The organism is Streptomyces sp. NPDC048392 (genome assembly GCF_043200575.1).
GTDB lineage: Bacteria > Actinomycetota > Actinomycetes > Streptomycetales > Streptomycetaceae > Streptomyces.
The window spans coordinates 88,854-114,588 of the sequence record NZ_JBICYB010000021.1; the positions used below are offsets into that span (position 1 = coordinate 88,854).

General features: G+C 73.3%; 22 protein-coding genes and 5 pseudogenes. 9 read left to right on the plus strand and 18 right to left on the minus strand.

The window, feature by feature from the left end; translation table 11 throughout:
• Positions 1 to 328: 328 nt before the first annotated feature.
• Positions 329 to 694 carry a transglycosylase family protein gene (locus ACGFYH_RS25330; protein ID WP_393805453.1) on the minus strand — a complete coding sequence of 122 codons (366 nt, stop codon included), beginning with the start codon at positions 692 to 694 and terminating at the stop codon, positions 329 to 331.
• Between the two features lie 369 nt (positions 695 to 1,063).
• Here ACGFYH_RS25330 and ACGFYH_RS25335 point away from each other — a divergent pair, with 369 nt between their 5' ends.
• A complete protein-coding gene (locus ACGFYH_RS25335) occupies positions 1,064 to 1,555 on the plus strand; it encodes a DUF5949 family protein (protein WP_393805454.1) in 492 nt (163 codons plus the stop codon).
• A gap of 44 nt (positions 1,556 to 1,599) precedes the next feature.
• Here the strand turns inward: ACGFYH_RS25335 and ACGFYH_RS25340 are convergent, their stop codons facing one another.
• Positions 1,600 to 2,136, minus strand: coding sequence for an isochorismatase family cysteine hydrolase (locus tag ACGFYH_RS25340; protein WP_393805455.1), 537 nt, complete (start codon positions 2,134 to 2,136; stop codon positions 1,600 to 1,602).
• Between the two features lie 74 nt (positions 2,137 to 2,210).
• On the minus strand, positions 2,211 to 3,005 hold the full coding sequence (locus ACGFYH_RS25345; protein WP_393805456.1) for a restriction endonuclease: 795 nt from the start codon (positions 3,003 to 3,005) through the stop codon (positions 2,211 to 2,213).
• A gap of 144 nt (positions 3,006 to 3,149) precedes the next feature.
• Here ACGFYH_RS25345 and ACGFYH_RS25350 point away from each other — a divergent pair, with 144 nt between their 5' ends.
• Both ACGFYH_RS25350 and ACGFYH_RS25355 read left to right on the plus strand, forming a co-directional pair.
• Positions 3,150 to 4,220 (plus strand): nitrous oxide reductase family maturation protein NosD, encoded by a 1,071-nt coding sequence (locus tag ACGFYH_RS25350; protein WP_393805457.1) that lies wholly within the window; start codon positions 3,150 to 3,152, stop codon positions 4,218 to 4,220.
• A 45-nt stretch (positions 4,221 to 4,265) separates the two neighbouring features.
• Entirely contained in the window at positions 4,266 to 5,294 is a 1,029-nt protein-coding gene (locus tag ACGFYH_RS25355) for a methyltransferase (protein ID WP_393805458.1), read from the plus strand.
• 90 nt (positions 5,295 to 5,384) lie between these two features.
• On the opposite strand, the gene ACGFYH_RS25360 is transcribed toward ACGFYH_RS25355, so the two are convergent.
• The 4 genes from ACGFYH_RS25360 to ACGFYH_RS25375 form a co-directional block, all read right to left on the minus strand.
• Positions 5,385 to 6,536 carry a SchA/CurD-like domain-containing protein gene (locus ACGFYH_RS25360; protein ID WP_393805459.1) on the minus strand — a complete coding sequence of 384 codons (1,152 nt, stop codon included), beginning with the start codon at positions 6,534 to 6,536 and terminating at the stop codon, positions 5,385 to 5,387.
• Between the two features lie 172 nt (positions 6,537 to 6,708).
• Positions 6,709 to 7,383: a class F sortase gene (locus ACGFYH_RS25365; protein WP_393805460.1), complete on the minus strand. Its 675-nt coding sequence runs from the start codon at positions 7,381 to 7,383 to the stop codon at positions 6,709 to 6,711.
• Positions 7,384 to 7,494: 111 nt separating this feature from the next.
• Complete coding sequence (locus ACGFYH_RS25370; RefSeq protein ID WP_393805461.1) at positions 7,495 to 8,052, minus strand: hypothetical protein; 558 nt, start codon at positions 8,050 to 8,052, stop codon at positions 7,495 to 7,497.
• Between the two features lie 244 nt (positions 8,053 to 8,296).
• Positions 8,297 to 10,201 carry a SpoIIE family protein phosphatase gene (locus ACGFYH_RS25375; RefSeq protein WP_393805462.1) on the minus strand — a complete coding sequence of 635 codons (1,905 nt, stop codon included), beginning with the start codon at positions 10,199 to 10,201 and terminating at the stop codon, positions 8,297 to 8,299.
• Positions 10,202 to 10,343: 142 nt separating this feature from the next.
• Between ACGFYH_RS25375 and ACGFYH_RS25380 the strand changes: the two are divergent.
• Positions 10,344 to 10,879: pseudogene (locus ACGFYH_RS25380) on the plus strand (GNAT family N-acetyltransferase); the annotation flags it as partial.
• A gap of 202 nt (positions 10,880 to 11,081) precedes the next feature.
• On the opposite strand, the gene ACGFYH_RS25385 reads toward ACGFYH_RS25380, so the two are convergent.
• The 4 genes and pseudogenes from ACGFYH_RS25385 to ACGFYH_RS25400 all read right to left on the minus strand — a co-directional run bounded on the left by ACGFYH_RS25385 (position 11,082) and on the right by ACGFYH_RS25400 (position 15,274).
• Complete coding sequence (locus ACGFYH_RS25385) at positions 11,082 to 11,555, minus strand: ATP-binding protein (RefSeq protein WP_393805463.1); 474 nt, start codon at positions 11,553 to 11,555, stop codon at positions 11,082 to 11,084.
• A 101-nt stretch (positions 11,556 to 11,656) separates the two neighbouring features.
• Positions 11,657 to 12,221 (minus strand): annotated as a pseudogene (locus ACGFYH_RS25390) (SAM-dependent methyltransferase); the annotation flags it as partial.
• A gap of 826 nt (positions 12,222 to 13,047) precedes the next feature.
• Positions 13,048 to 14,688, minus strand: a complete 1,641-nt coding sequence (pgm, locus tag ACGFYH_RS25395; protein WP_393805464.1) for a phosphoglucomutase (alpha-D-glucose-1,6-bisphosphate-dependent) — start codon at positions 14,686 to 14,688, stop codon at positions 13,048 to 13,050.
• 157 nt (positions 14,689 to 14,845) lie between these two features.
• On the minus strand, positions 14,846 to 15,274 hold the full coding sequence (locus ACGFYH_RS25400; protein ID WP_393805465.1) for a hypothetical protein: 429 nt from the start codon (positions 15,272 to 15,274) through the stop codon (positions 14,846 to 14,848).
• Positions 15,275 to 15,591: 317 nt separating this feature from the next.
• Between ACGFYH_RS25400 and ACGFYH_RS25405 the strand changes: the two are divergent.
• Positions 15,592 to 16,144 (plus strand): annotated as a pseudogene (locus ACGFYH_RS25405) (MFS transporter); the annotation flags it as partial.
• Positions 16,145 to 16,283: 139 nt separating this feature from the next.
• Here the strand turns inward: ACGFYH_RS25405 and ACGFYH_RS25410 are convergent.
• Together ACGFYH_RS25410 and ACGFYH_RS25415 are read right to left on the minus strand one after the other, a co-directional pair.
• On the minus strand, positions 16,284 to 17,048 hold the full coding sequence (locus tag ACGFYH_RS25410) for a PepSY domain-containing protein (protein ID WP_393805466.1): 765 nt from the start codon (positions 17,046 to 17,048) through the stop codon (positions 16,284 to 16,286).
• A gap of 80 nt (positions 17,049 to 17,128) precedes the next feature.
• Positions 17,129 to 18,115 carry a LysR substrate-binding domain-containing protein gene (locus tag ACGFYH_RS25415; protein ID WP_393805467.1) on the minus strand — a complete coding sequence of 329 codons (987 nt, stop codon included), beginning with the start codon at positions 18,113 to 18,115 and terminating at the stop codon, positions 17,129 to 17,131.
• Positions 18,116 to 18,330: 215 nt separating this feature from the next.
• On the opposite strand from ACGFYH_RS25415, the gene snpA reads away from it, so the two are divergent.
• Positions 18,331 to 19,017: a snapalysin gene (gene snpA / locus ACGFYH_RS25420; protein WP_393805468.1), complete on the plus strand. Its 687-nt coding sequence runs from the start codon at positions 18,331 to 18,333 to the stop codon at positions 19,015 to 19,017.
• A gap of 465 nt (positions 19,018 to 19,482) precedes the next feature.
• Here snpA and ACGFYH_RS25425 read toward each other — a convergent pair whose 3' ends face one another.
• The gene (locus ACGFYH_RS25425; protein WP_393805469.1) at positions 19,483 to 20,166 is read right to left on the minus strand and encodes an adenosylcobinamide amidohydrolase; all 684 of its coding nucleotides are present in this window, start codon (positions 20,164 to 20,166) and stop codon (positions 19,483 to 19,485) included.
• A gap of 175 nt (positions 20,167 to 20,341) precedes the next feature.
• Between ACGFYH_RS25425 and ACGFYH_RS25430 the strand changes: the two genes are divergently transcribed.
• A complete protein-coding gene (locus ACGFYH_RS25430) occupies positions 20,342 to 20,692 on the plus strand; it encodes a hypothetical protein (RefSeq protein WP_393805470.1) in 351 nt (116 codons plus the stop codon).
• Between the two features lie 84 nt (positions 20,693 to 20,776).
• Here the strand turns inward: ACGFYH_RS25430 and ACGFYH_RS25435 are convergent.
• Together ACGFYH_RS25435 and nsrR are read right to left on the minus strand one after the other, a co-directional pair.
• Positions 20,777 to 21,475: pseudogene (locus ACGFYH_RS25435) on the minus strand (hemin transporter); the annotation flags it as partial.
• Complete coding sequence (gene nsrR, locus ACGFYH_RS25440) at positions 21,448 to 21,894, minus strand: nitric oxide-sensing transcriptional repressor NsrR (RefSeq protein WP_393805471.1); 447 nt, start codon at positions 21,892 to 21,894, stop codon at positions 21,448 to 21,450. The gene nsrR and the pseudogene ACGFYH_RS25435, both read right to left, overlap by 28 nt.
• 148 nt (positions 21,895 to 22,042) lie before the next feature.
• On the opposite strand from nsrR, the gene ACGFYH_RS25445 reads away from it, so the two are divergent.
• Positions 22,043 to 22,501 carry a hypothetical protein gene (locus tag ACGFYH_RS25445; protein WP_393805472.1) on the plus strand — a complete coding sequence of 153 codons (459 nt, stop codon included), beginning with the start codon at positions 22,043 to 22,045 and terminating at the stop codon, positions 22,499 to 22,501.
• 100 nt (positions 22,502 to 22,601) lie between these two features.
• Here ACGFYH_RS25445 and ACGFYH_RS25450 read toward each other — a convergent pair.
• Positions 22,602 to 24,358 (minus strand): annotated as a pseudogene (locus ACGFYH_RS25450) (MFS transporter).
• Entirely contained in the window at positions 24,355 to 24,843 is a 489-nt protein-coding gene (locus ACGFYH_RS25455; protein WP_393805473.1) for a MarR family winged helix-turn-helix transcriptional regulator, read from the minus strand. Before ACGFYH_RS25455 ends, ACGFYH_RS25450 begins: the two are co-directional and overlap by 4 nt.
• A gap of 110 nt (positions 24,844 to 24,953) precedes the next feature.
• On the opposite strand from ACGFYH_RS25455, the gene ACGFYH_RS25460 reads away from it, so the two are divergent.
• Complete coding sequence (locus ACGFYH_RS25460; protein ID WP_393805474.1) at positions 24,954 to 25,646, plus strand: GAF and ANTAR domain-containing protein; 693 nt, start codon at positions 24,954 to 24,956, stop codon at positions 25,644 to 25,646.
• Positions 25,647 to 25,735: the final 89 nt, after the last annotated feature.

Below are 25,735 nucleotides of genomic sequence, written 5' to 3' on the forward strand. Positions count from 1 at the left end.
CCCCCATGGCCCGCCCGCGACGGTGTCGTTGCCGTCCCGGCCAAGCGGCCGCCGGTACCTGACCGCGTTTCGCCCTCGCTTGCCGGCCGCCGCGTCCCGGGAGCACTGCGGTCTGCCCGCGGCCCGGCGCGGCCGCGGTACGCCGAGGGGGCGGGGGCGGCCACGGACGTATCGGCGTACGCGACGTCCGGGACCGCCACTCGGCTCCCCCGCCGGGGACTGCCCAACCGCCGCGCGAGGGAAACGGGACGCACGGTGATCGGTCGCGAGTGCACGCCCACGGGTCACCCCGGTCGACCCGGCGCGGACGAGGGGCGGCCGGCCGTCGTCAGGAGCAGCCCCAGGCCCCCATCCCCTGCATCCGGGCCAGGCGTTCCGCCACGGCGATCTGCTCGGCACGGCTGGCGAGGTCCGCGCGCGGGGCGTACTTGAGGCCACCTGCCGCGATCCAGCTCGACCGCGCGAACTGCAGGCCGCCGTAGTAGCCGTTGCCGGTGTTCGCCTGCCAGTTGCCACTGGACTCGCACGCGGCGATGGCGTCCCAGTCGGTGCGCAGGGACACCGACGGTGCGGCCACCGCTTCGCCGGCCGCACCCAGTGCGGTGGCGGCGACCAGGACCACCGCGGCGGTCCGGACCCCGCGGCCACGCGAACCACGCACATCGCTCTTATGACCATTTCGTCTACAGATCATAAAAAGACTGGTACACCACGCGGCCGCCGGACGCCGCGCCGGCCGCCGCGCCTTGGGCCGGTCGGAGCACGCCCCTTCACCCGGCTCACGGCGTCGGCCGTATGCGATCCGGGCTGTCCGCACCGCCGCTCGGTCCTGAGACAGGTGGGCGGCAGCGCCTGGACCGGACGGCCGCCCGACGAGGTCCGGGCCGGGCTGGACGCGCCGGTGGAGGGGGGCACACGGAGGTACGTGAGGTGCCCGAGGCGGGCGAGGTGCGCGAGGCAGGCGAGGGCGGGCACCCCTCGTTCGTGTGAAGAAACGCGAGGGTGTCGTCCGGGCGGGTGACAGCCGGGCGGGCAGGTCCCCGTGTGCGCTTACGGTTTCGCGGTGACTTCGATCTCCACTGACCCGCGCCCCCTGCGAACCGCCGACCTCGGCACGCTCGTCATCATGTCCTGGAGCCGTGAGACGCCCGACGGCGACGTGCCCTTCCTCCTCGCCTGCTCCCTCGGCGACGGGGAGGGCGGCCCTGAGGCGGCCCCGGCCGCCGTCGAGGGGCTGCTGAGCCGTTCCGGACTCGCCGTGGGCGGCGACGGCGTCCTCGACGCCACCGTCCTGCCCAGCCTGCCGATCGGTCTGCTCGTCGTGCCGGGCGCCGCCGCCCTCACCATGCCGGGAGTCAACGCCCAGTTCATCCCCACCCCGCAGTGGCGGGCGGCCGTGGACGCACGGGGGTACGCCTGTCTCATCTTCGCCACGCGCCCCTGGTCCGGGGGTGAGCCCGGCGACGGCGAGGCGGTCGCCGCCTTCGCCAACCACGAGGACACGCTCTCGTCGGCGGCCCAGGTCGTCCTGCCCGTACGCAGCCTGCGGAGCTGACACGCCGGACGCCTGCCCCGCTCACGACGTGGCGGCGGGTCGCCTCACGTCCACAACTCGCCGCTGTCGCACACCCGGGCGCCCATGTTCCGCTCCATCATGCGCAGCGCCGCGTCCGCCAGATCGGCGTGGATGTGGGCGACCGCGTCCCGGGGAACGATGACCTGGAGATGGCGGATGTGGGCGTCGAGCGCCGAGTAGAGCACGCACTGCTCGGTCACCTGCCCGCACAGCACGAGCCGCTCGATTCCCTGCTGGTGGAGCAGATAGGTCAGCGGGGTCTCGAAGAAGACCGAGTGGCGTGCCTTGACCACGAAGAGGGACGAATCATCGGGCTTCAGCGGCTCGACGAGCCGGGCGTGCGGCCCCGAGAGGGCCTTGTCGAGGAGTTCGCCGTGGTGCGAGCGCCACTCCCCGAAATTGTCGTTGCCGTAGATCACGGGGACGCCCTGCCGCCTCGCCCGGTCCAGCAGGCCGGTCATGTTCGGCAGTTTGGATTCCACGGCCGGGATGAGGACCTCGGCGTCCTGGTGATCGTAGGTGTTGATCATGTCGATGACGATCAGTGCGGTCTTGCCCATATCGCTCAGATTGCCACCACACGGCGGGGAATCCTCTCTCCACCCGCCAACCGCGGGCGGACGAGCCGCCCGGCTCACCACAACGCCCGATCGGCCGGCTCCGTCCCGTCCTCCTCGGACGGAAGCAGTTCCCAGGGCGCCGGGCCGGTGCCCTCGCACCAGTCGCGCAGCCGCTCCCCGTCCACGCAGAGTATTCCGCTCCGCTCGGCGTATTCGACGGCCGGTGCGGTGAAGTCGGTGCTGGTGACGAGGACCGCCACGTCGGCCTCGTGCACGGTGAAGCAGGTGCCGCCGAAGCGCTGGAGGTCCTGGGAGCCGACCTTGTTGTCGTCGCTGTAGCGCTTGCACTGGATGACGACCAGCCGGCCGTCGGGCGCCACGGCCAGCACGTCGGCGCCGAGATCGCCCGCACCGCCCACGACCTCCACCTCGGTACAGCCGTCCCGCCGGCACAGGCCGGCTATCGCCTCCTCGAACTCGTCGGGGCTCAGCTCCTCGTACCGGGTGGGGACGACCAGGGTGGTCTCCTCGCCACGCGGGTGCTCCGCCCCTCGGGCCGCTTGCCCGTCCTCCAGTTCGTCCAGCGTCGTCGCCGTGGCCACCGCCAGGGCGTCCGTGGGACGCAGGGCCGCCCTCGCGGCGGAGTTCCGTTTCCGCGCCCGCAGGCGCAGGAGGCAGGCGGTGGCCGCCCCGAGCACCAGGACGAGCACCCAGGCCGGCCGACGTTCCGCGACGTCGAACGCCATGCGCACGACCCACCCCACCAGGATCAGCACGATGGCCGCGAGGCCGAACGTCACGGTCGTCGCCCGAAGGTCGAAGCGACGCCTTGCGTGTGTGCCGCGGACACGGCGTTCAGGCACGGTCACGTTGATCGTTCCTCCCCGGGTGGCCGATACGAAGATCACATACGCCATGTGCCCAAGAACCACCGGTTCAGCGTCCGTTCATGACACGCCGTCGGATGGCTCATCCCGGCGCCCTGGGAGTATTTCCGGCATATCTTTCAGAATATGAAGAAATGCCATGTCGTGTACCTGGTGTGCACCGCAGCGATGATCGGGGCGGGGCTCGGTGCGGCTCCGGCGTCATCCGTCGCCATGACCCACGTGGTCCACCCCGGAGAGTCGATCCAGAAGGCGGTGGACGCCGCCGAGTCGGGCGACACCGTCCTCGTCACTCCCGGCACCTACCACGAGAGCGTCAGGGTGAGCACCCCCGGGCTCACCCTGCGGGGCGTGGGCCGCAGCACGGTCATCAGGCCCAGCCCGAAGAAGGCGGTCGACAACACGTGTGCCGAGGGCGGCAACGGCGTCTGCGTGATCGGGACCGGGGACGAGAACGTCAAGGGCGTCACCGTCGCGGACCTGACGGTGACCGGGTTCACCCGCTCCGGCGTGTTCTCCATGGCCACCGACGGGCTGACGGTCCGCAACGTGACCGCGGTGAAGAACGGCGTGTGGGGCATCGCCCAGGAGCAGTCGGTCCACGGCATCATCCGCGGCAACACCGCCCGCGACAACGGCGACGCGGGCATCTTCCTCGCCAACACCGTCAAGACCGAGGCGGGCGCCGCCGACACCGAGGGCACGCTCGTCGCACACAACCGCCTAGAGGGCAACCGCATCGGTGTCACCGTCCGCCGCCTGCGCAACCTCGCCGTCGCGGACAACCACATCACCGGCAACTGCGCGGGCGTGTTCGTCGTCGGCGACGAGAACAAGCCCAAGGCCGGCGACCTGGTCGTGCGCGACAACCACATCGTGCGCAACAACAGGTCCTGCCCGAAGACCGAGCGTCTCGACGCGCTCCAGGGCTCCGGAATCGTCCTGACCGGCACCGAGAAGGTCCTGGTCGCCGACAACGTGGTCGAGGGCAACTCCGGCAGGTCCCCGCTGTCGGGCGGCATCGTCCTCTTCAAGAGCTTCGTGGGCGTCACCAGCGAGAAGAACGAGATCAACGGCAACACGCTGCGCGACAACTCCCCCGCGGACCTCGTCAACACCGAGACCGCGGCCACCGGCAGGAACAACACCTTCCAGGGCAACACCTGCGGCGTCTCCAAGCCCGCGGGTATGTGCTGAGCCGGCCGTAATCCCCGTCGACCCGAGAAGGAAGGAAAGCGGCACATGACGACCGCACAGACTGCCCCACCCCCGCCCATGCGGCTGAGGGAGCTCGTGTTCGGGGCGGCATGTGCCGCCGCCCTCCGCGCGGCCGCACGGCTCGGCGTCGCCGACGCGCTCGGCGACTCCCCCAAGGCCGTGGAGGACCTCGCGGCCGCGGTGAAGACCGAGCCCAAGCCGCTGCGCCGGCTGCTGCGGGCGCTGACCTGCTACGGCGTCTTCACCGAGCACAAGGACGGGACGTTCGGGCACACCGACATGTCCCGGCTGCTGCGCGAGGACGACCCGCACAGCCTGCGCAGCATCACCCTGTGGTGCACCGAGCCGTGGACCTGGGACGCGTGGCCCCTGCTCGACGAGGCGGTGCGCACCGGCGGCAACGTCGTCGAGGGCCTGTACGGCAAGGAGTTCTTCACCTACCTCAACGAGGACGCCCCCCAGTCGGCCGAGGTCTTCAACCGTGCCATGACGACGTCGAGCCGGCAGTCGGCCCAGGACGTCGCCGCGCTCCTCGACCTGTCGGGAAGCTCGTCGGTCGCCGACATCGGCGGCGGCCAGGGACACGTGGTGGCGAGCCTGCTGGAGAAGTACCCCGCCATGCAGGGCACCCTGCTCGACCTGCCGCGGGTGGTGGACAACGCCGACCCCCGGCTGCGCGAGGGCGGCTCGCTCGCGGACCGCGTCCGGATCGTGCCGGGCGACTGCCGCGAGGCCGTCCCGGTGCGGGCCGACGTGTACGTCATCAAGAACATCCTGGAGTGGGACGACGACAGCACCGCCCGCGCCCTGCGCAACGTCATGGAGGCCGGCGGCCCCAAGGCACGGGTCGTCGTCATCGAGAACCTCGTCGACGACACCCCGTCGATGCGGTTCAGCACCGCCATGGACCTGCTGCTGCTCCTCAACGTCGGGGGCGCCAAGCACACCACCGACAGCATGGTCGGCCGGCTGACCGACGCGGGCCTCGTCATCGACGACATCCGCCCGGTCAACCCGTACCTGCACGCCTTCGACTGCACCGTGCCCGCATGAGCTGACCGGGAGTCACCCAGCGGATCGGCCGCCGGACCGCGCCCACGTGGCGGTCCGGCGGCCGACGCGTGTGCGGGCCTCGCGGGCGGGTCAGGCGTCCGGCGCCCGCCGGTCGGTGACCAGCTCCATGCGCGCGCCCTCGAGCGCGCGGACGAGTCCGCCGCCCGCCGGGGAACCGGCGTCCGTGAAACCGTCCAGCAGGGTCGTCAGCTCGGCCACCCGGTCCGCGTCGGGAAGTCCGAGGGTCGCCGCCGGATCGCCGTCGCGCAGGTCGCCCCGTACGTCGACCAGCCGCACCACGACGTCGTCGCGCTGGAAGATGGTGCTGCACAGGACGGGGCCGCGCGGATCGTCGGCCGCCGCCTCGTCGCGCTCGGCGAGGAGCTGGGCCAGCCGCATTCCGCAGCCCGGCCGGACCGGGTACGACAGCGCGTGCCGCTGTGCCGCGCCGCCCTCCTCCCCCGCGCTCACGTGGTGGACGGCGGGCAGCGCCGCCCGCGTGTAGAACACCCGGGCGGACTCCGGGTCGCCGAGGTCCCGGTTCTGCTGCAGGTAGGGGTTCAGTGCCTCCTCGACGGCGCGCACCTCGGGCTGCTCGGCCACGTGCCGCAGCGCCGCGAGCAGGTCGCCGCGCACCTCGATGGCCCGCACCACCCGGTTGCCGTGCAGGAACAGGGACGTACGGCACAGCCGGGTGGTGTCGTCGACCCGCGGTTCGGGCGAGGCGTAGTCGGCGAGGATCCTGCCGACCGCCTCCTCACTGCCGGGCTTCACCGTGAAGGTGAGCGCGTGCCGGATGACGCCGTCGCCGACGCGGGGGGCGGCCTGGAGCCCGCCCCGGGCCTGCTCGGCGCCCGCCGCCGCGCGGCCGGTCTCGCGGACCACGTGGAACCGCAGCGACCTGGTGTCCCGGACGCAGCTGTGCAGCGGCTTGACCATCCGCACGTGTTCTTCGCTGTTCACCCAGTTCAGGAACGGCGGTGCGCTCTCCCACTCGCTGGTGATGAGCCACTGGGAAGGGTTCTCGATGGACTGGCACAGCTGCTCGCCGGTGTGCCCGGGGACGGACTCGACGTGGCTGCGCAGATTCTCGTACGTCTCGAGGAACTGCTGCTGCGCTCCGTCGTAGACCTCCACCAGCAGGACGACCCGGAGTCGGGAGCCGTCGAACACGGACTGGGAGACCTGCTGCGACAGCTGTCGCGTCAGCGGTTCGGAAGCGGGGGTGGACGTGGTGGTCATCCTGCGCACATCTCCTTCGCGGGGGCGGAACTGAAGGTCGGCCGCGGTGATGCGACGCCGGCTTGCCTCGATCCTGTGCCCGGCCCCGACGGCGCGCGACCCGTATGCACTGCGCGGGTGACCGGCGCGGTGCGCCGCGGACATCCGCCGGCACCCGGGACGGCCGGCGGCCTCAGGCGAGGTGCGCGAAGACGACCAGGTTGTCCGTGTAGTCCTTGGCCTTGTGGTCGTAGTCGCCCGCGCAGGTGATGAGCCGCACCTCGGGCCGGTCGGCGTCGCCGTACACGCGTTCGCTGGGGAAGTCGTCCTTCTCGAAGGTCTCCAGGCTGTCGACCACGAAGGACGCCTTGCGGCCGTCGGCCCGCTCGACCTGGAACGTGTCGCCCTCGTCCAGCTGGTCGAGGCGGGCGAAGACTGCGGCGGACGTCTTCGTGTCCACGTGCCCGGCGATGACCGACGTTCCCTTCTCGCCGGGGGACGCGCCCTGGGCGTACCACCCGACGAGGTTGGTGTCGGCGGCCGGCGGGGGCCGGAGCTGCCCGTTGTCACCGATGGCGAGCTCGGTGAAGGGGGCGTCGACGGAGATCTCCGGGATCAGCAGGCGCACCGGCTTCGACCGGGACAGCGCGGAGTCCGCCGGGCCGGTCGCGGGCGGGGCGGAGGAGCCGGGCTGTGCGGGCAGCGGGGGGCGGGAGGAGCCGGCCGACGTGTCGTTGCCGCCGACCAGGCTCACCGCCAGGATCAGCAGCGCCACGGCGCACAGCACCGTCAGACCGGAACGGGAACCCTGCCCGGCCGTCGCCGTCTCGTCGTCGGCCGGGGCGGGGGCGGAAGGGGGGACTGCCATCGGGGACCACCTCACTAGGGCACGGCAGCAGGCGGACAGGTGGGCGGAAGCGAGCCGGGCCGCCCCGCGGTTCCTGGGTGGCGGCCCGGCTGCTATCGCGCCCGGCACGGCTTACGCCACTCCGCGAGCCGACTTCTTGCGTCGGACGGCGTACAGACCGGTCGCGGCGACGGCCAGGACGGCCAGCCCGCCCGCGGTCGTGGTCGGCGTGTCCAGTCCGCCGCCACCGGTGTGCATCCCGCCGCGCGGCTTCTCGTGCTCGCCGCCGCCCCAGGACTTCTCGCCCTCGTCCTGCTGGTAGGTCTCCGAGCCCTGCTTGGACTCGCGGCCGCCGCCGTCCCAGTCGCCCTCGCTCACCGCGGCCAGCGCACCGCCACCGGTGTGCATCCCGCCGCGCGGCCCCTCGTGCTCGCCTCCGTCGTCGTGCTCCTTGCCGGAAGAGGCACCGTCGTGCTCCCAGTCGCCCTCGCCCACCGCGGCCAGCGCACCGCCACCGGTGTGCATCCCGCCGCGCGGCCCCTCGTGCTTGCCTCCGTCGTCGTGCTCCTTGCTGTAGGAAGAGTCGTCGTGGTCCCAGTCGCCACCGGCCGCCGCGTAGGCGCCGGGAGCGCCCAGGACGAAGACGGCCGAGGCCGCCGCCGTGGTCAGAAGCATGCGAGCAGAACGCATCTGAGTTCCTTCCGTCACGACCGGGCAGCTGGTGCTTCGTCAGCTGAGGTGACCCGGCCCCGACGTGAATCACCGTCAGCCAGCCGTCCGTCTCGCACCACTCAAGGCGCTCAGCCGGGTGAACACCCGACCCGTTCGGGTGCCGGACCCCCTGCACGGCAAGCCGTCGAACACGGCGTGGACGCCGTGGCGTTGGGGCGGTCCGGACGGGATGTCACCCGCGGGATCCCGTCCTCCCCGCCCGCTACTCCTCCGGGTCGGCGTGGGTCGGGTCCTGCACCTCGGCCCCTTGGCGGCGGGAGCCGGGAGCGGCCCGGTCGGGGGTGGCCTCGCTGTGCCCGGACTGGGGCGGTGGGGGCGGCGTGGTGTCGCCGGGGGCACCGACGCCGGCGGCGGGCAGGCGCAGGGCGAGCAGGGCTACGTCGTCGCCGCGGGGCGCGATCCGCGCGAGCAGCTCGTCGCAGAAGCCGTCGACGCTCCAGCTGTCCAGCCGCTGGGCCAGGACGCCGGCATGGTGGCGGAGCTGGTCCATGCCCACGTCGATCGGGCGGTCGCGGCTCTCCACCAGACCGTCGGTGTAGAGCAGGAGCATGCTCTCCGGCGGGAGTTCCTCGCGCGTGTCGGGCCAGCTCAGGCCGAGGCGCAGGGTGGCGCTCATGCCGATGAGCGGGCCGTGGCCACCCTCCAGGAAGCGGGTCCCGCCGTCCCGGGTGATCAGCAGGGGCGGCGGGTGGCCGGCGTTCACCCAGTGCAGGCGCCAGGGGCCGCCCTCGGCGCCTTCGACGCGGGCGAAGACGAGGGTGGCCATGGGCGCGTCACTCGTGTTGGTCACGGCTTCGTCCAGCCGGCGCATGATCACGCTGGGCGGCTCCTGGTGGTCCCAGGCGAGGGCGCGCAGCATGTTGCGGACCTCGGCCATGTGGGCGGCGGCCTGCAGGTCGTGTCCGACCACGTCCCCGATGACCAGGGCCATCACACCGTCGCCGAGGAGAAAGGCGTCGTACCAGTCGCCGCCCACCTCCATGGCGCTCTCGGCGGGCCAGTAGCGGGCGGCCATCCGGAGGTGGTCGACCTGCGGCAGGGGGGTCAGGAGCTGGCGCTGCATGGTCTCGGCGACGTTCTGCTGCTCGTGGTAGAGCCGGGCGCTGTCCAGGACCAGTCCGACGCGGCGGCCGATGTCGGCGAGCAGGGCGATCTCGGCCGCGGTGTGGGCGGGGCGCTCGCCGGTGCGGGCCACGGTCAGGATTCCGTAGGACTGTCGCCGGGTGCACAGGGGCACGACGACGGCCGTGTGCCCGCCGAGCCGTTCGAACAGCACCCGGTGGGTGGCGGCGAGCGGGTTCTCCGGGTCCCGCAACAGCTCGTCCGCTCTGAGCGGGACGGGCCGTTCGCCCTTGACGAGCAGGGTCAGCGCGGCGCGGGCCTGGTCGGGCAGCGAGGTCACGGGGCCGCGCAGTGGTCCGGCCCGGTCCGGGTGTGTGCTGCTGCGGACGGCCACCCGTTCCAGTACGTCCGACTGTTCCGGGTAGATGTCGACCGCCGCCCACTGGCCCAGTTCCGGCACCAGCAGCCGTACGAGGCGGCGGAGCGTGGTGGAGGTGCGCTCGGTGGGCACCAGGACCGTGGAGATCTCGGCGACCAGGTGCAGCTGGGCGGTGAGGGCCTCCAGGGCGGTGGTCCGCGCGTCGGTCTCCTCGGCGGCGCTGCGGTGCAGGCTGAAGTCGTGGAAGACGAGCACCAGCCCATCCTGCCGTCCGTCGCGCACGAGCGGGGTGGCGGCCCAGATGATGGGGACCGTGGTGCCGTCGGCCCGCTGGAAGTACTCTTCGCTGCCCTCCTCGGCGGGCACTCCGTGCAGGGGGCTGCGCAGCGCGCAGCGCTCGCGCGGCACGGGGGTGCCGTCGGCGTGCCGGTGCAGGAGGTCGTGCGCGTCGTGCCCGAGCATCTCCTGTTCCGGCCGTCCGAGCAGTTGCTCGGCCCAGGGGTTCACCGAGGTGATGCGGGCGGTGGGGCCGAGGGTGAGGACGCCGGCGCCGAGGGCGCGCAGGACGGCGCCGGGGAAGTTGGGCTCCGCGGGCCGCGGCGCGCCGACCGCCTCGTCGTGCCCTGGCTCCTCGCCGTCCCGGTGGCCCACCCAGCGTGGCGTCACGACCCTCACAGCCTTCCGATGCCGTCCCTTGCGCCAGGTTCCCCCGGCGGGTGCGGACGAACCGCTCCGCGGGGCCGAAGGAGGGAGGCCCCGGGGGCGTAATCCGGTCGCCGGCCGGGCCGGTTCCCCGTGCGTTCACGGGATGTCCGAACTGCGAACCGATCGTCTTGTGCTCCGCGACTGGCGGGCTTCCGACCTGGGCCCCTGGGCGGCCATGAACGCCGACCCGGTGGTCCGCGCCTACTTCCCGGGGTACTCACCCGGGAGCGGAGCGAGGCGTCCGTGGCCCGATTCCAGGCCGGTCTCGAGCGGCGGGGCCGGGGCTGCTGGGCCGTGGAGATCGCCGCCACCGGCGGGTTCATCGGATTGGCCGGGCTCGATCCGGTGGAGGAGGGCACGCCGTTGCCCGGAGTGGAGGCGGGCCGGCGTCCGGCCCGCCCGGACTGGGGGCACGGCTGTGCCGCCGAGGCCGCGCGGGCCGCCGTCGCCCACGCCTTCGAGGACCTGGCGCCGGCGGAGGTGCTCGCGGTGACGGCGGCGGGCGGTCTGCGCTCGCGCGCGGTGACGGACCGTCTCGGCATGACTTACGGCCCGGCCGACGACTTCGACGACCCGGAGGTCCCCGAGGGCCCGCTGCGACGCTCCGTCGTGTACCTGCTCCGGGCCGGGGACCGCCGGCCCGGCGGGCGGTGGCCGGGGCCGGCCGTGGGCGCGAGGGACCGGGCAGCCCGGGCCGGACGGTCCGGCCCACCGGCCGGGCGGCCGGGCAGGTCGTCGGCGGGACCCCTGGCGCGGGGCGCCGCGCACCGGCTGCGGGACCGGTGGGCGGCGTCGAGCCGGGGCCGCGTCCCGTACGGCGGTGGTCGTGTCGGTCGGCGGATCAGTCCGGGTCGCTGAGAGCGGCCGTGCCGTGCAGGTGGTCGGCGAGGCCCACCGCGGCCCTCATGCGCTTGCCGTCCGGTTCCCGGTGCACCTCGAAGCTCTGGCATACGGCCATGACGATCTCCAGTCCGTGCCGTCCGACGCGGCCGGGGTCCGCCGTCTCGGGCGCGGGCAGCACCGGTGCGCTGTCCCACACCGTGACCTCCACGTGGTCCTCGGCCAGCTCGAGATCGACCAGTGAGGGGCCGGGCGCGTATTTGCAGGCGTTGGTCAGCAACTCGCTGACCACCAACTGCACCACTTCCACCGCCCGGTCGGACACCGGGACCCCCTGGGCGGCCCGCACCTGCGCCAGGAACCCCCGGGCCAGCTCCCGGCCCCGGGCGATGTCGCCGGGGATGCCCTCGTACTCCGCCGAAACTCTGATTGGCTCATGCCCCAGCCCATCCCCGTTGTGGGCAGCCCCGTTCATCCGATCCGCCCTCTTCCTGAGCCTTGACCGTTACGCCTGCCCGTCTACCCCGGAATCCGGGAAACATCACCCGCCCCACCGCGACCCCTGTGTCAGCGGCGTCAAGCGTCCGTCGGGCGCAGGACCAGGCAGAGGAAGCCCAGCGCGTCCCGGTAGCCCCGGAGCCACGAGTCGCGGTGGGCGGTGGCCGTCCCGAGTGCCTGGGTACGGTCCGGGTGGGTGGGGTGGTCCAGGGCCCACGTGGCCAGTGCCCCGGTCCAGGACCCTCGTGGCCGTCGAGCTCCCGCCGGGTGCTGATGTGCCCGCCCACGGGCGTCCAGCCGTCCGCGACGACCCGGTCCAGCGTGGTCGGCAGGCCGGCGAGGTCATCGAGCATGCCGACGGCCTCGGCTGACGGCTCGCGATCCCGGAACCCGTCGCCGACCAGGACGCGGCCCCCGGGTGCCAGGTGCTCGCGTGCGGCGGCGAGGGTGGCGGGCAGGCCGCCGAGGCGTGCGTGGAGCCGACGCAGAGGACCGGGTCGAAGCGGTGCGCGGCGGCGAAGCTCGCGGCGTCCTGACGGTGCAGGGTCAGCCGGTCCCCCGCCCCGAGCCGGGCGGCCTCCTCGCGGGCGTGACCGAGCGCGCTCTCGGAGATGTCGACGCCCTCGGCCGTGAGGCACGGGTGGATCCGCCGCAGGCTGGAGCGGTTCTTCCCCGCGGAGTCCGGCGAGCCGGGACCGACCGGTGTCCGGGGGCTGTACTGGCTGGTGCGGCAGAACACCGACTGGCTCCGCATCCACCTGGCCGACGTGCGCCGCGCGATCCGTGCGCACCGCCGTTGTGCGCACCGCCGCCGTGCGCACGACGATCTGATCTCCCACCTGATCGCGGAAGGCCGCTCGGACGCCGAGATCCTGGGTGGGTGCCGGACGTTCGCCACGGCCGGCGTGGTCACCACCCGCGAGTTCGTCTGCCCGGCCGCCTGGCACCTGTTCCCGGACGCCGAGCTGCTCGGCCGCTACCGGTCGGCGGACGAGGCGGGGCGCCCCGGCGTGCTCCAGGAGCTGCTGCGGCTGGAGCCCGTCATCGGGCGCCCTCCCGGGCAGGGTAGGTCCACCGGGACCGTGGACCTGCCCTGCCCGGGAGGGCCGGTGACCGTGAGGACCGGGCGAGTACGTCGAGGTCCACCTGGACGACGCCGGCGCCGACCCGAAGGCCGTGGGCGTCGATCCGCTGCTCGTTCGCCCGGACCGCGCGGAGGGGATCGGTGCGGGGCTCTCCTTCGGCGACGGGCCGCGCCGGTGCCCCGGGGCGCACATCGCGCTGCTGGAGACCGACGTCTTCCTCAGCCGCCTGTTCGCCCTCGACGGCGTCCGGATGAGCGGCGAGCCGCGTGTCGCCTTCCGGGAGGCGATCGGCGGCTACGAGATCCGCGGGCTGACCGTGGCCGTTCCCCGGGCCGGCCGTCACCGACCGCCCGGGGACTCCGTTGAGGCGTCGGCGGTACGGTGTCAGCCGCCCAGGGCGCCGAGGACGACGAGCTTGGCCTCGTCCTGCACCTGCCGGAGGTGGCCGGCGCCGAGGAAGGACTCACCGTAGATCTTGTAGACGTCCTCGGTGCCGGAGGGGCGGGCCGCGAACCAGGCGTTCTCGGTGGTCACCTTGATGCCGCCGATGGGGGCCCCGTTGCCCGGCGCCTCGGTGAGGACGGCGGTGACCGGCTCCCCGGCGAGGGTGTCGGCGGCGACCTGGGCCGGGGACAGCTTGGCCAGGCGGGCCTTCTCCTCGCGGGTCGCGGGTGCGTCGATGCGGGCGTAGGCGGGTTCGCCGAAGCGGGCGGTGAGCGCGGCGTAGTGCTCGGAGGGCGTCCTGCCGGTGACGGCGGTGATCTCGGAGGCGAGCAGGGCGAGGATGATGCCGTCCTTGTCGGTGGTCCACACGGAGCCGTCCCGGCGCAGGAACGACGCCCCGGCGGACTCCTCACCGCCGAAGCCGAGGGAGCCGTCGACCAGTCCGTCCACGAACCACTTGAAGCCCACCGGCACTTCGACCAGCCGTCGGCCGAGGTCGGCGGCGACCCGGTCGATCATGCCGGAGGACACCAGCGTCTTGCCCACGCCCGCGTCGGCCGGCCACTCGGTGCGGTGGGCGTAGAGGTAGGCGATGGCGGTGGCGAGGTAGTGGTTGGGGTTCATCAGACCGCCGTCGGGGGTGACGATGCCGTGGCGGTCCGCGTCGGCGTCGTTGCCCGTGGCGATGGTGAAGCGGTCGCGCTGCCCGATGAGTGAGGCCATCGCGTGCGGCGAGGAGCAGTCCATGCGGATCTTGCCGTCCCAGTCAAGGGTCATGAACCGCCAGGTCGGGTCGGCGAGGGGATTGACCACCGTCAGGTCGAGGCGGTGCTGCTCCGCGATCCGGCCCCAGTACGCGACGGACGCGCCGCCCAGCGGGTCGGCGCCGATGCGCACGCCGGCCGAGCGGATGGCGTCGAGGTCCAGAACGCTCGGCAGGTCGCGGACGTAGGTGGCGAGGAAGTCGTAGCGTCCGGTGCCGGGCGCGGCGAGCGCCCGCGCGTGGGTGACCCGCCGTACGTCCTTCAGTCCCGCGGCGATGATCTCGTTGGCCCGGTCCTGGATCCAGGAGGTGGCGTCGGAGCCCGCGGGGCCGCCGTTCGGCGGGTTGTACTTGAAGCCGCCGTCGGCGGGCGGGTTGTGCGAGGGGGTGACGACCACGCCGTCGGCGAGGCCCGAGGTGCGGCCCCGGTTGTGGGTGAGGATGGCGTGCGAGACGGCGGGGGTGGGGGTGTAGCCGTCCGTGCTGTCGATGAGGACGGTCACGTCGTTGGCGGCGAACACCTCCAGTGCGGTGACCCTCGCGGGCTCGGACAGGGCGTGCGTGTCGGCGCCCAGGAAGAGCGGGCCGTCGGTGCCCTGTGCCGAGCGGTACTCGCAGATGGCCTGGCTGGTGGCGGCGATGTGGTCCTCGTTGAAGGCCGCCGCCAGGGACGAACCCCGGTGCCCGGACGTGCCGAAGGTCACGCGGTGGGCGGGTTCGGCCGGGTCCGGGTGCAGGGCGTAGTAGGCCGTCACCAGCCGGGCTACGTCGATCAGATCCTCGGGGCCGGCCGGCTTGCCGGCTCGGTCGTGCTGCATGCGCCCACTCCTCCGCGTCGGTCGGGATTTCGCTCGCGGTCTCATCTTCCCCTGTCCGGGCAGTGGTGCCGCGCGTTCCGGCCGTGTCCGGGACGAGCGCCGGGGGCGGGAAGGGTGCCGGGAGCGACGGTCCCGCCGTGCGGCCGGGCGGCCGGTGTCAGATCCGGCCGCCGGTGAGACGGGTGAGGGGTCCGTGGGTGTGACGTCCGGCGCGGCGGCCCACGGCGTACGACGCGGCACTCACGGCGGTGATGCCGGCGCCCACGCCGGCCGCGACGAGCTTGCGGTCGGCGATGACGGTCCAAGCCGTCTTGGCGGTGGCCGCGACCTGGCCCGAGGTGGCGACGGCGGCCCGGCGGCCGGCGGCGACACCCTTGGCGGCCGTCTGCACGGCACCGTTCGCGGCATCGGCCGAACGCTGGGCGCCGGCCTTGGCCGCCGACGCGGCGCCACCGGCCTTGTCGGTAGCGGCCCGGCTCGCCCGCGAGACGGGTGCGGTCGCCTTCTCGGCGGCGCCCCGAGCCTTGGACTCGGCGGTCCGGGTACTGGTGGGGTTCTTGTTCGTGTTCTTGTTCGGATCGCTCATGGACACCGCCTTGCCCCGCACCGCGACGGCAAACACGAACGCCGCGTCCGGGTGCGCGAAGGCCGTCGGACGCCCAACGGCACTGTGGGGTCAGGGCCCTGACGCACCGAAGGGTGAACACGGCCTTCGCTGTGTGCGGAGCCCGGCGGGGCGAGGACGGTCGGTTCCGGTGCCGTCACGGCGGTGATCCTGACCGCGCCCCGGACGGCGGCCGGGCGGTGTCGTTCCGACCGCCCGTCAGCGGGCCGCGGTCGGCGGCAGTTGTGCCGGACTCACCCGCTCGCCCAGCTCCTCCGCCACGAACCGCACCAGCCAGCGGCCTCAACACCTGGCTGCCGAAGCTGATGAACGACGCCGGGTACCCCGTGCCGACGGCCGTCACCCAGCTCCTCGTGCTCAACATCGGCGGCGTCGTCGGTCTGGTCCTCGGCGGGTTCGTCGCCGACCGACGGGGCATCAGGGCATCAGGGCATCACCATGGTCTGGTTCGCCGTCTCGGTGGCCATGCTGGCGTGCCTGAGCATCAGGATGGAGAGCGACCTGCTGCTCAACGTCGTGGTCTTCTTCACCGGCGTGTTCGTCTTCTCGGCCATGGTGCTCGTCTACGCCTGCGTGACGCACTTCTACCCGGCCTCCGTGCGCGGCACCGCGCTCGGTTCGGCGTCCGGGATCGGCCGGATGGGCTCGATCGTCGGCCCGTCGATCACCGGCGCGCTGGTCGCCTCGGGGGTCGCCCATCCGTGGGGCTTCTACTTCTTCGCGGCGATGGCGGTCCGCGGTTTCCTGGCCGTGACGACGCTGCCGCGCGGCACGGGCGGCGAACCGGCGGAGGCCGCACCGGCCACCGCGCCCGCGGCGCCCGCCGTGTGAGGCCCTGACGGTCGGCGGCTGTGCGGGGCCGTGACGGCTTTGACTGCGCCGGCGGCACTGAGGGCACTGACCGCACGAAGAACGGGAGCGGCGGGCCCGTGCGGCCGGCCGCTCCCGTCGGTGTCCGGGGAGGTGTGTGTCAGTCGCTGTCGACGTCCTGGCTCAGTACCTTGCCGTTGGCCGCGTCGACGTCGACGGTGGTCTTGTTCCAGTTGTCGGTCGACACCACGTCGACACCCCAGACGACCTGCTGGTCGTCGTTGTCGCCGAGTTCGACGTGGGTGACGGTGCCCTTGGTCTTGGCGGTGGCGGCCTTGACCGCCTGCTGCGGCGTCTGCTTGGCCTTGTCCAGCCAGTTGGACATCTGGGTCTTGTCGTCGGCGTCCTGGTCCGGGTCGACCTGGGTACGGAAGACCTTGCCGGTCACCGCGTCGATGTCGATCCGGTGCACGGTGCCGTCGGACTCGGCGACCTTGGCCTCCCACTCGGGAGCGCCCTGGCTGGGGGCCGGGTTCGGCATGCTGGGGCTCGGCGAACCGGTCGGCGACGCGGTGGCATCGGCCTCCGTGCGCTTGAGTTCGAGGTCCACGAGCTTACTGTCGGGGACCTCCTTGACGGCGGTGTCGGCCGCCTTGTCCCAGGTGACCTTCGTCGCCGTGACGAGGTCCTTGCGCTCGGTCCGGTCCTCGTTCATCGAGGCCGACGGAGAGCCGGACGAGGCGGAGGGTGACGCGGACGTGGAATCGGTGGCGGACGCGGAAGGGGAGGCGGTCGGGGCCGCCTCGGCGACGCTGGAGCGTGTCGTGTCGGCGTTCGTACAGGCGGTCAGCAGCAGAACGGAGGTGCCCAGGGCACCCATCACGGCCAGCGAACGCAGCGGCGGGAGTCGTCGTGCAGAGCTCATGATGCTGTCCGTAACCATTCCGTCACGGAGACACACCGGTCCGGTGTGAAGATCACTCGATTGGCCGGGGGCGGGGCCGCTCAGCGAGCCCGCACGAACTCGACCCGTCCGCTTCCCGCGGCGCCCACCGGGCAGCCGGGCAGCATCCGGACCCCGGCCCCTTCCAGCCACTCCCGGTACGCGGTGGACTGGCGGGCGACCTCCCAGTACGCGTCCTCCAGCGCCGGGAAGACGGCGTCCAGCTCGGCCCGGGTGCGGGCGGCCAGCAGCAGGCGTACGCCCAGGGGATCGCCGTACAGGCGTCGTACCGCCATGTCGGGACGGGCCTGGGAGCTGGGCTGGCAGACGGTGACGACCTCGCCGGTGGCGACGAGGGAGGCGGCGGTGTGGTAATCGCCGTGCAGTACGCGCGGGTTGAGGCCGACGGCGCGCAGCATGCGGTGCACGCCGTCCCATTCGCCGTCGACCGTGGGGTCGATCATCCACCGGTCGTCGGCCAGGTCGGCGAGCCTGACGACGGGCCGGACGGCCGCGGGGTGGTCGGCGGGCAGCATGACGAACTGCGGTTCGCGCTCGACGAGGACCCGTGGTCGCAGGCCCTCGGGGATGTGCAGGGGGCTGCCCTCGACCTCGTGCACGAAGGCGACGTCGAGCTGTCCGTCGGCGACCCGGCGCAGCAGGGCGTTGGCGGAGACGTCCATCTGCAGGGTGGGCTCCAGGCCCGGCCGTCTGAGCCGGCGCAGCCAGCCGGCGAGGGCGCGGCTGGCCGTGGAGCCGATCCGCAGCCTGCTGTCGCCGCCGGCCGCGGCGGCGCGGGCCTCGCGGACCAGGGTGCTCATGTCGGTCAGCAGCGGGCGGGCCCGGCCGAGCACGGTGCGGCCGAGCGGGGTGGGGCGGCAACCGGTGCGTTCGCGGGTGAACAGGGGGCCGCCCAGGGCGTGTTCGATGCGGCTCAGCTGGGTGCTCAACGTGGGCTGGGCGACGCCCAGTTGGCGCGCCGCCCGGTGCAGGCTGCCGGCGTCGGCGATGGCGCACAGCGCGCGTAGATGCCTCACCTCGAGCTCCATGCAGGGAGCGTAAAGCGGAACAGTTGGTTGCGCCAGGTGAACAAAAGGCGTCGGATCAGGGCGAGTTCTGCACTCCGGTCGAAGCGGCACCCGGTGGGTCGCGCGCGGGTGATAGCCCGGCCCTATCGCCTGTTGCCATCATCACAGCGGGCTCATGGACGCTCCACACTCACCGGTGACGACTTCTCCCCACTCCCCCACGCAAGGAGTCATCGATGCGCATCAGCCTTCCCCTGCTCTCCACCGCGGTCGGTCTCGGCCTGACGGCCGCCGTGCTCGGCGCCCCGGCCGCGACGGTCGCCGCGCCCCAGGCCCCGGCCCAGGGCGCCCACCTGGGCTACGAGCCCAAGGCCGGCTCGGGTGAGGACGCCGCGGCCAACCGGGCGTTCTTCGAGGCGGTCATCAAGTCGGTCGCCAAGAAGCGCGCCGTCAACCCGTCGGCGTCGGCGGCGGCGGCCGTCACCGTCTACTACAGCACCGCCTACGCGCCCAGCTTCCGCTCGCAGATATCCCGCTCGGCCCAGATCTGGAACGGCTCGGTGTCCAACGTGCGGCTCGCCGAGTCGAGTTCCGGCGCGGACTTCGCGTACTACGAGGGCAACGACTCGCGCGGCTCGTACGCCTCCACGAACGGACACGGCAGCGGCTACATCTTCCTCGACTACCGGCAGAACCAGCAGTACAACTCGACCCGCGTGACCGCCCACGAGACCGGGCACGTGCTCGGCCTGCCCGACCACTACTCCGGACCGTGCAGCGAGCTGATGTCGGGCGGCGGCCCGGGCACGTCCTGCACCAACCCCTACCCGAACTCCAACGAGCGCAGCCGGGTCAACCAGCTGTGGGCCAACGGCTTCAAGGCCGCCCTCGACAAGGCGCTGCAGAAGACCTCTCAGCGCTGACCACTGGAGGCGGACACCCGCGTGGGCGGCCCGGCCGGGCCGCCCACGCGCACGCGCACGCGTGATCCCTTGCCGCTTGCGCAGCCTCCCCGCGATTGGCGGGAGTTCACCTTCCAGTGACACCTCCAAGGGGCCCGGCGTGGCCGAGCGGAAGGCCCCGCGGGCAGCGGTCTCGGCGATCCGTGGCCGGGCACCGGGCAGCGCAGCCGCGTCGCCGACATCACCTGGACCGCGTGGTGCGTGGTGCTCGGCGGTCGGCGCTGTGGGCCGGGTGGAGCGCCGTCGGTCCCGCGCGGGGTGCGACGGCGTGGGTGCGCCGCGCCGTGGCCCGGGTGCTGCCCGCCGTGGCGCTGACCCCGCGGGTGCTGCCCGCCGCGGCGCAGACCCCGCGGGTGCTGCCCGCCGCGGCGCAGACCCCGCGGGTGCTGGCGGTCCGGCACGGGACCTCTGCAACGGCCCCGGGCTTCACGAGACGGCGGGCAGCGCGTCTCCCACGGCCCGGTGGACGGCCCGGGCGAGCCGGGCGCCCCACTCGGAGCGGGGGCCGGCGAAGGCGTGCCCCTCGGCCCCCTCGCGCGGGGTGCGGGCGGCGACGCACACGGCGTCGGTGGGCGTGCCGGAGCAGTCGAGACCGGCGTCCAGCAACGCCTGGACCTTGGCCTCGGTCGCCGTCATCACCGCATTGACCAGGGCGGCGTCGCTCAGCGCGACGGGCAGCGCGGCGACGATATTGATCGTTCCGGGCGGCGCGGCCCGGGTGGCGCCCTCCTCGGGCCCGGCCGCCCAACCGCGGACCGAGACGCCGGCGGTCACCACGGCCTCGGCCCCGCCGTCCCGCGCCCGGGCGAAGGCGGACACGTCGGCGGCCGTCAGCAGGCCCACCCCGGACCCGCGGGCACCGGCGGCACGGGCCAGGCCGGCCAGGTGCCGGGCGGGATCGGTGCGCCGGTAGCCGTGGGCGACCTGGGCGTTGAGCACCCACGCGTGCTCGGCGAGCCCGCCGCCGAGCACGGCACTGCTGGCCATCCGCCAGCCCGGCCCCGGGCGCCACAGCAGGGCGTGCAGCCGCTCGCCGTCCTCCACCCGGGTCAGGCGCTCCGGGTCCAGCAGACGGGCCCCGGTACGGGGCGGAGGCAGGAGGGCGGGCACGGTTCGGGGGCTCCCAGCGGCGATCGGCGGAGGTCGGGGGCGGACCGGACGATCGTACTCAGTGCCGGAGGGGCGGCGGGCCGCCCGGCCCGGCGCGCGGGGCGCATTGCGGACGCGGGACTGGGCACCTTCACTGAACACAACTTCGCCACCAGGCGACGGATCGGAGGCCGCAATGCTGTCCCACACCCTGGAGCATGGGGTCCTGGTCATCACGGTGGACCAGGACCCGGGAATCGACGGGCGGGCCGCGCTGACCACGTACATCACCAACCTGGTCGACGCCCATCAGCCGACCCCCGTCGTCATCGTCCTGACCGATGCGGCGGCCGGACACGCCGCGGTCAGCGCCGTGCTCAGGGCCCATCAGTGGTGCGGGCGGCTCGGCGTCCTGATGTCCGCCGTGACCCACAGCGCGCCGGTCCGGCGGCTGCTGGAGAACAACGCCGACACCGTCGGCCCGCGCCTGGTCGTGCACGCCCGGGTCGACACCGCGATCAGTACCGCGTTCACCGCGGCGGCCTAACGCGCGTGCGGGACTTCCGCGGCGGCCGGGTGCCCGGCCCGTGGGCACCCGACCGCCCTCCCGCTCCTCGTGCCGCTACTGCCGCTACTGCCGTCCGAGCCAGAGGTCGGGGCCGAAGACCTCGTAGTGGATGGACTCGGCGGGCACCCCGCGGCGCAGCGGATCGCCGCGGACGGCGCGCATGAAGGGCACCGGGCCGCGCGGGTAGGCCGTGAGATCCTCCGGCAGGTCGACGCCGGTGGGGTCGGCGCGGCCGGTCGACGCCTCCGGTGCCCGGTCGCCGGGCTCCGCGTACCACAGGTGGAGCCGGGCGTCGGGCAGCGCGCGTATCAGGTCGAGCTGCTCCCGCCGGTCGGCGTGGTGGTCCGGGGCGCGGTCGGCGTGCACGACGGTCACCGGGCGGGTGGCGCCGACGGCGGCCAGGTGGCCGAGCATCGCCAGCACGGGGGTGACGCCGATGCCGGCGGAGGCCGGCAGGAGCGGGCCGTCCTGCTCCGCCAGGCCCAGGTCGCCGAACGGCGCGGACCCGGTCAGCGCGTCGCCCCTGCGGGCGTTCGCGTGCAACCAGGAGGAGACCTCGCCGTCCGGCTGCCCGTCGCCCCGGACGCGCTTGCCGGTGATGCGCCGATCGGGCCGGCCGGGCGCGGCGGACAGACTGTACTGGCGCATCTGCCGGGCGCCGCCGGGCAGTTCGGCCTGGACGCCGACGTACTGACCGGGACGGACGGTGCCGCGGTGCGGTCGTCGGCCGGCCGTCACCCCGAGGGGCGGTCCGTCAGGCCGACCAGAACCGGACCGGTCGGTGAGGCCACCAGGTCGGTCACGGTCACGGGGTCGAGCGCGGCGTAGAACGCCCCTTGGGCGTCGCGCAGCGCGCCACGCAGCCGACAGGCCCCGCGCAGCGGGCACGGACTGCCGCCCTCGCAGTCGACCACCTCGGCGTCGCTCTCGAGTTCGCGCACCAGCCAGCCCACCGAGGCATGCCGCCCCAGGTCGGTCAGCGTCAGCCCGCCGCCGCGACCGCGCCGCGCCTCCACCACGCCGAGGTGCTGCAGGCGGGTGATGGCCTTCGCCGCGTGCGTGTACGGCACACCGACGACCTCGGCCACCTCTCGGGTGGCCAGTGGTTCGTCACCGTCTCTCACGACCGCCAGGCGCATCACGGAGCGCAGCGCCAGGTCGGTGAACTTCGTCAGCCGCACACCAGGACGCTATCAAATACGCATGTTAGATTCGCCTTTGCCCCGGACACCGTCCCTGTGGAGTGCGCCACTCGACCGGCCGCCCGGAGCGCACCGCCCGACAGGGCGGCGTACAGGCACGGTTGGGCACTCGGAACGGCGGTACCTGATGGCAGCGCAAGACGGCGGTTCCTCCGGCAGGGCGGCCGCCCCTCCTCTCCCCCGGGTCTTGTGCGACACGGGGGAGCTGGCGTCCCTCGGCGACGGCGAAGCACCGGCCGGCGCCCTGTGGAAACTGACGGAACCCGGTCGGCAGCTCGACTCCAACGTCGTCCGTCTCCCCGGCGGGGGACGGGTGGACACGCACACGGAGCCGGACCTCGACGTCCTGCTCCTCGTCCTCGGCGGCGAGGCCCGCCTCGACTGCACCGACGGCGAACACCCCCTGCGCACGGGCGTCCTGACCTGGCTGCCCCACGGCTCGGCCCGGGCCGTGCTCGCCGGGCCGGACGGGGTGACGTACCTGACCGTGCACCGGCGCCGCCCCGGTATGCGCGTCCAGCCGCCGAAAGCCGCCGGCCGGCTGCGGCCGGCCGGGACTGACGCGGAACGAGACCGGCCCCTGTGAGCCCGTCACCGGCACCGCCCCGGTGACGGGCTCATGACCCGGGACGCCCCCTTGGCCACCGCACCGGCCGCTCGGCCGGCCCGCCTCCCGCACCGGCCGTTCAGCGCGACTGGGTACGCAGCTCCGTCAGGGAGCGTGCCGTCAGGGGCCGGGGGTCCTCGTCGGGGTCGACGAGGACGACGGTGCAAGGGGCGGCGTGGGTGAGGGCGCCGGTGAAGCTGCCGTCCGCGAACTGGGCCAGCGGACCGCGCGGCGAACGGCCGACCGCGACCGTACGGGCCCCCGCCTCGGCGGCGTGCCTGGCCAGGGCGCGGCCCGCGGCGGCGTGATCGCCGGTACTGGTGAGGATCTGGCCGGTGGCGGCGGCACCGGTGCCGCTGATCCGGTCGAGGTGCGCGCTGACGGCGGCCTGCGCCTCCGCGTCGGTCTCGGTGTCGGCGGCCTGTTCCTCGACGACGGTGGTCTGCCGCACGTGTACGACCTCGACGGGGCTTCCGGTGTCGCGGGCGAGACGTGCCGCGCTGTCGACGATGGCGGCCGCCGCCGGGTGGGCACCGACGGCGACGACGACGGGCCTCGCGCCGGCCGGGGCAGTCGCGCCGACGGGGGTGAGTGACGGTGCCACCGGTTCGGCGTCACCGGCGCCCGCCTCCGCCTGCCGGAGCAGCCGGTGACCGCCGCCGGCACGGGGACGGCGAGCACGAAGGTGGCCGCGCCGAGGTAGAAGGGGACGCTCAGGTCGGTGGCGTCGGCGAGCCTTCCGGCGACGTAGGGGGCCAGTCCGCCACCGATGAAGCGCAGGAAGCCGTACGCTGAGGAGGCCACGGGGCGCTCGACCGGTGAGACCAGCATGACGGCCTGCGTGGTGAGGGTGTTGTTGATGCCGATGAAGGCACCGCTGACGATGACCGCGACGACGACGGTCGTGGGACTCCCGACGCCGGCGGCTATGACGGCCATCACGATGCCGAGGCCGAGCAGGTTGGCGTACAGGACCGGTGCGGTGCCGAAGCGGGCCTGCAGGCGCGGGGCGAAGAAGACGCTGAAGGCGGCCACCAGCAGTCCCCAGGCGGTGAAGACCAGGCCGAGCCGGTGGGCGTCCAGCTCCATCGGGTACGGGGCGTAGCCGAGCATGGTGAAGAAGCCCCAGTTGTACAGCAGGGCCATGATGCCCAGGGTGAGCAGGCCGCGGTGGCGCAACGCCCTCAGGGGGGCGAGCGGCGAGGTGACCCGCTCGGGCCTGGGCAGGTCGGGTACGAAGGCGATGGTGGCAATCAGGGCGACGGCCATGAGAACGGCGACGCCGAAGAAGGGGCCGCGCCAGCTGATGGCGCCGAGTTCACCGCCGAGCAGGGGGCCGACGGCGATACCGAGGCCCAGGGCGGTCTCGTAGAGGATGATCGCGCCGCCGAAGCCGCCGCTCGCGGAGGCCACGATGACCGCGAGCGAGGTGGCGATGAACAGGGCGTTGCCCAGTCCCCAGCCGGCCCGGAAGCCGACGATGCCGTTGATGGAGTCGGTGGTGCCCGCCAGGGCGGCGAAGACGACGATGATCGCCAGGCCGGTGACCAGGGTGCGCTTGGCGCCGATGCGGCTGGAGACCCAGCCGACGATCAGCATGGCGACGGCGGTGACGATCAGATAGCTGCTGAACAGCAGGGAGACCTGGCTGGGGGTGGCGTGCAGGCTGTCGGCCAGCGCCGGCAGGATCGGGTCGACCAGGCCGATGCCCATGAACGAGATGACGCAGGCGAAGGCGACGGCCCAGACCGCCCCGGGCTGCCGGAAGGGGCCGGCGGGCCTGCCGTCCGGTGCGCCCTTTCCCCGCGCCGGGCCCTGTCCTTGCGGTGCACTCATGCGCGGTCTTCCTCCGTGGTGTCCTGACGGTGGCGGATGACCCGGGCCAGGGCCGGGAGCGCGGTGCCGGTGGCCTGCTGCTCCGGCCCGGTCATGTCCGCCATGAGCTCCTGGAGAGCCCGGGCGCGCTCGGCGCGTCGCCGCGCGAGGACCTCCAGCCCGGTGGAGGTCACGGCCACGAGTACTCCACGGCCGTCGCTCGCGTCGGCGGTGCGCCGGGCCAGTCCCGCGCGTTCCAGGCGCGTGACGAGCTGGGTCATGTTCGGCTGGGAGACGGCCTCGGCCCTGGCGAGTTCGGTCAGGCGCTGCGGCCCCTCGCGGCTCAGCCTGGCCAGCGTCGAGGAGGCGGCGGTGCTCAGGCCGCCGGCCCTGGCGCTCTGGCGTACGTACCGGATCATCTGCTCCACGGCGATGATCAGGCCGTCCGGTGTCGTGCCGTCCGGGGCCGGGTCCTCGGGGGTCACGCCCTCCAGTAGCGTATCCATAAGCACCTTATGCATTTAGATGTAGCATGAACAAGACTGGCCTTCAGCCCCTCTCTGTTGCGTCCGGCCGTACGGTGGGCACTCCTCCAGGGAGCGAGGGAGAGGACACCATGGACGACTGGCGCGAGTTCGCCCAGCAGATGGCCTCGTTGGCCCGCGATCTGCTGGCTCAGGAATCGCTGGACGACACCCTCGAACGGATCACCGCCTCGGCCACGGAGCTGGTGGACGACTGTGACGCCGCCGGCATCCTCATCCTGCGCCACAACCGGGTGCGGTCGCTGGCCCCCACGGCACAGGTGGTCATCGACAGCGACGCCCTGCAGGGACGCGTCGGGGAAGGCCCGTGCTTCGACGCCGCGCGCACCCCCGAGGGGGAGCGCCAGTTCCGGATCGCCGACTTCACCGACGAGGCACGGCGCTGGCCCAAGTACGTGCCCGAGGCACGCAAGCTGAACCTCGGCAGCATGATGGGATTCCTGCTGTTCACCGAGGACGAGAACCTCGGCGCACTGAACCTGTACTCCTATCGGCCCGGCGCGTTCACCGAGGCCGACCAGACGGCCGGCTGGCTGCTGGCGTCCCACGCCGCGGTCGCCTTCTCCAGCGCCCGTACGCACGCCCAGCTGCAGGAGGCCATCGGCACCCGCCACACCATCGGCGAGGCGATGGGCATCCTCATGGGCAGCCACCGCCTCAGCGAGGAGCAGGCTTTCGCCGCCCTGCGCCGGTACTCGCAGGATCACAACGTCAAACTGCGGGACGTGGCCCGAAGGGTCTGCGAGCGGGGCGGCCTGCCCTGAGCGGTATGCAAGAGAACGAGCAGGGATTGCACGAGTTCCTCTCGTTTCGATCACGAACTCTCGTATAGTGATCGCCAGTTGAGTGCCGT

What these genes read in the sequence shown, in the direction of transcription:
- ACGFYH_RS25330 (WP_393805453.1), bottom strand. Translation starts at nt 694, where the DNA reads ATGATCTGTAGACGAAATGGTCATAAGAGCGATGTGCGTGGTTCGCGT.
- ACGFYH_RS25340 (WP_393805455.1), bottom strand. Translation starts at nt 2,136, where the DNA reads ATGGGCAAGACCGCACTGATCGTCATCGACATGATCAACACCTACGAT.
- ACGFYH_RS25350 (WP_393805457.1), top strand. Translation starts at nt 3,150, where the DNA reads ATGAAGAAATGCCATGTCGTGTACCTGGTGTGCACCGCAGCGATGATC.
- ACGFYH_RS25355 (WP_393805458.1), top strand. Translation starts at nt 4,266, where the DNA reads ATGACGACCGCACAGACTGCCCCACCCCCGCCCATGCGGCTGAGGGAG.
- ACGFYH_RS25360 (WP_393805459.1), bottom strand. Translation starts at nt 6,536, where the DNA reads ATGACCACCACGTCCACCCCCGCTTCCGAACCGCTGACGCGACAGCTG.
- ACGFYH_RS25365 (WP_393805460.1), bottom strand. Translation starts at nt 7,383, where the DNA reads ATGGCAGTCCCCCCTTCCGCCCCCGCCCCGGCCGACGACGAGACGGCG.
- ACGFYH_RS25370 (WP_393805461.1), bottom strand. Translation starts at nt 8,052, where the DNA reads ATGCGTTCTGCTCGCATGCTTCTGACCACGGCGGCGGCCTCGGCCGTC.
- ACGFYH_RS25385 (WP_393805463.1), bottom strand. Translation starts at nt 11,555, where the DNA reads ATGAACGGGGCTGCCCACAACGGGGATGGGCTGGGGCATGAGCCAATC.
- pgm (WP_393805464.1), bottom strand. Translation starts at nt 14,688, where the DNA reads ATGCAGCACGACCGAGCCGGCAAGCCGGCCGGCCCCGAGGATCTGATC.
- ACGFYH_RS25400 (WP_393805465.1), bottom strand. Translation starts at nt 15,274, where the DNA reads ATGAGCGATCCGAACAAGAACACGAACAAGAACCCCACCAGTACCCGG.
- ACGFYH_RS25410 (WP_393805466.1), bottom strand. Translation starts at nt 17,048, where the DNA reads ATGAGCTCTGCACGACGACTCCCGCCGCTGCGTTCGCTGGCCGTGATG.
- ACGFYH_RS25415 (WP_393805467.1), bottom strand. Translation starts at nt 18,115, where the DNA reads ATGGAGCTCGAGGTGAGGCATCTACGCGCGCTGTGCGCCATCGCCGAC.
- snpA (WP_393805468.1), top strand. Translation starts at nt 18,331, where the DNA reads ATGCGCATCAGCCTTCCCCTGCTCTCCACCGCGGTCGGTCTCGGCCTG.
- ACGFYH_RS25430 (WP_393805470.1), top strand. Translation starts at nt 20,342, where the DNA reads ATGCTGTCCCACACCCTGGAGCATGGGGTCCTGGTCATCACGGTGGAC.
- ACGFYH_RS25445 (WP_393805472.1), top strand. Translation starts at nt 22,043, where the DNA reads ATGGCAGCGCAAGACGGCGGTTCCTCCGGCAGGGCGGCCGCCCCTCCT.
- ACGFYH_RS25455 (WP_393805473.1), bottom strand. Translation starts at nt 24,843, where the DNA reads ATGGATACGCTACTGGAGGGCGTGACCCCCGAGGACCCGGCCCCGGAC.
- ACGFYH_RS25460 (WP_393805474.1), top strand. Translation starts at nt 24,954, where the DNA reads ATGGACGACTGGCGCGAGTTCGCCCAGCAGATGGCCTCGTTGGCCCGC.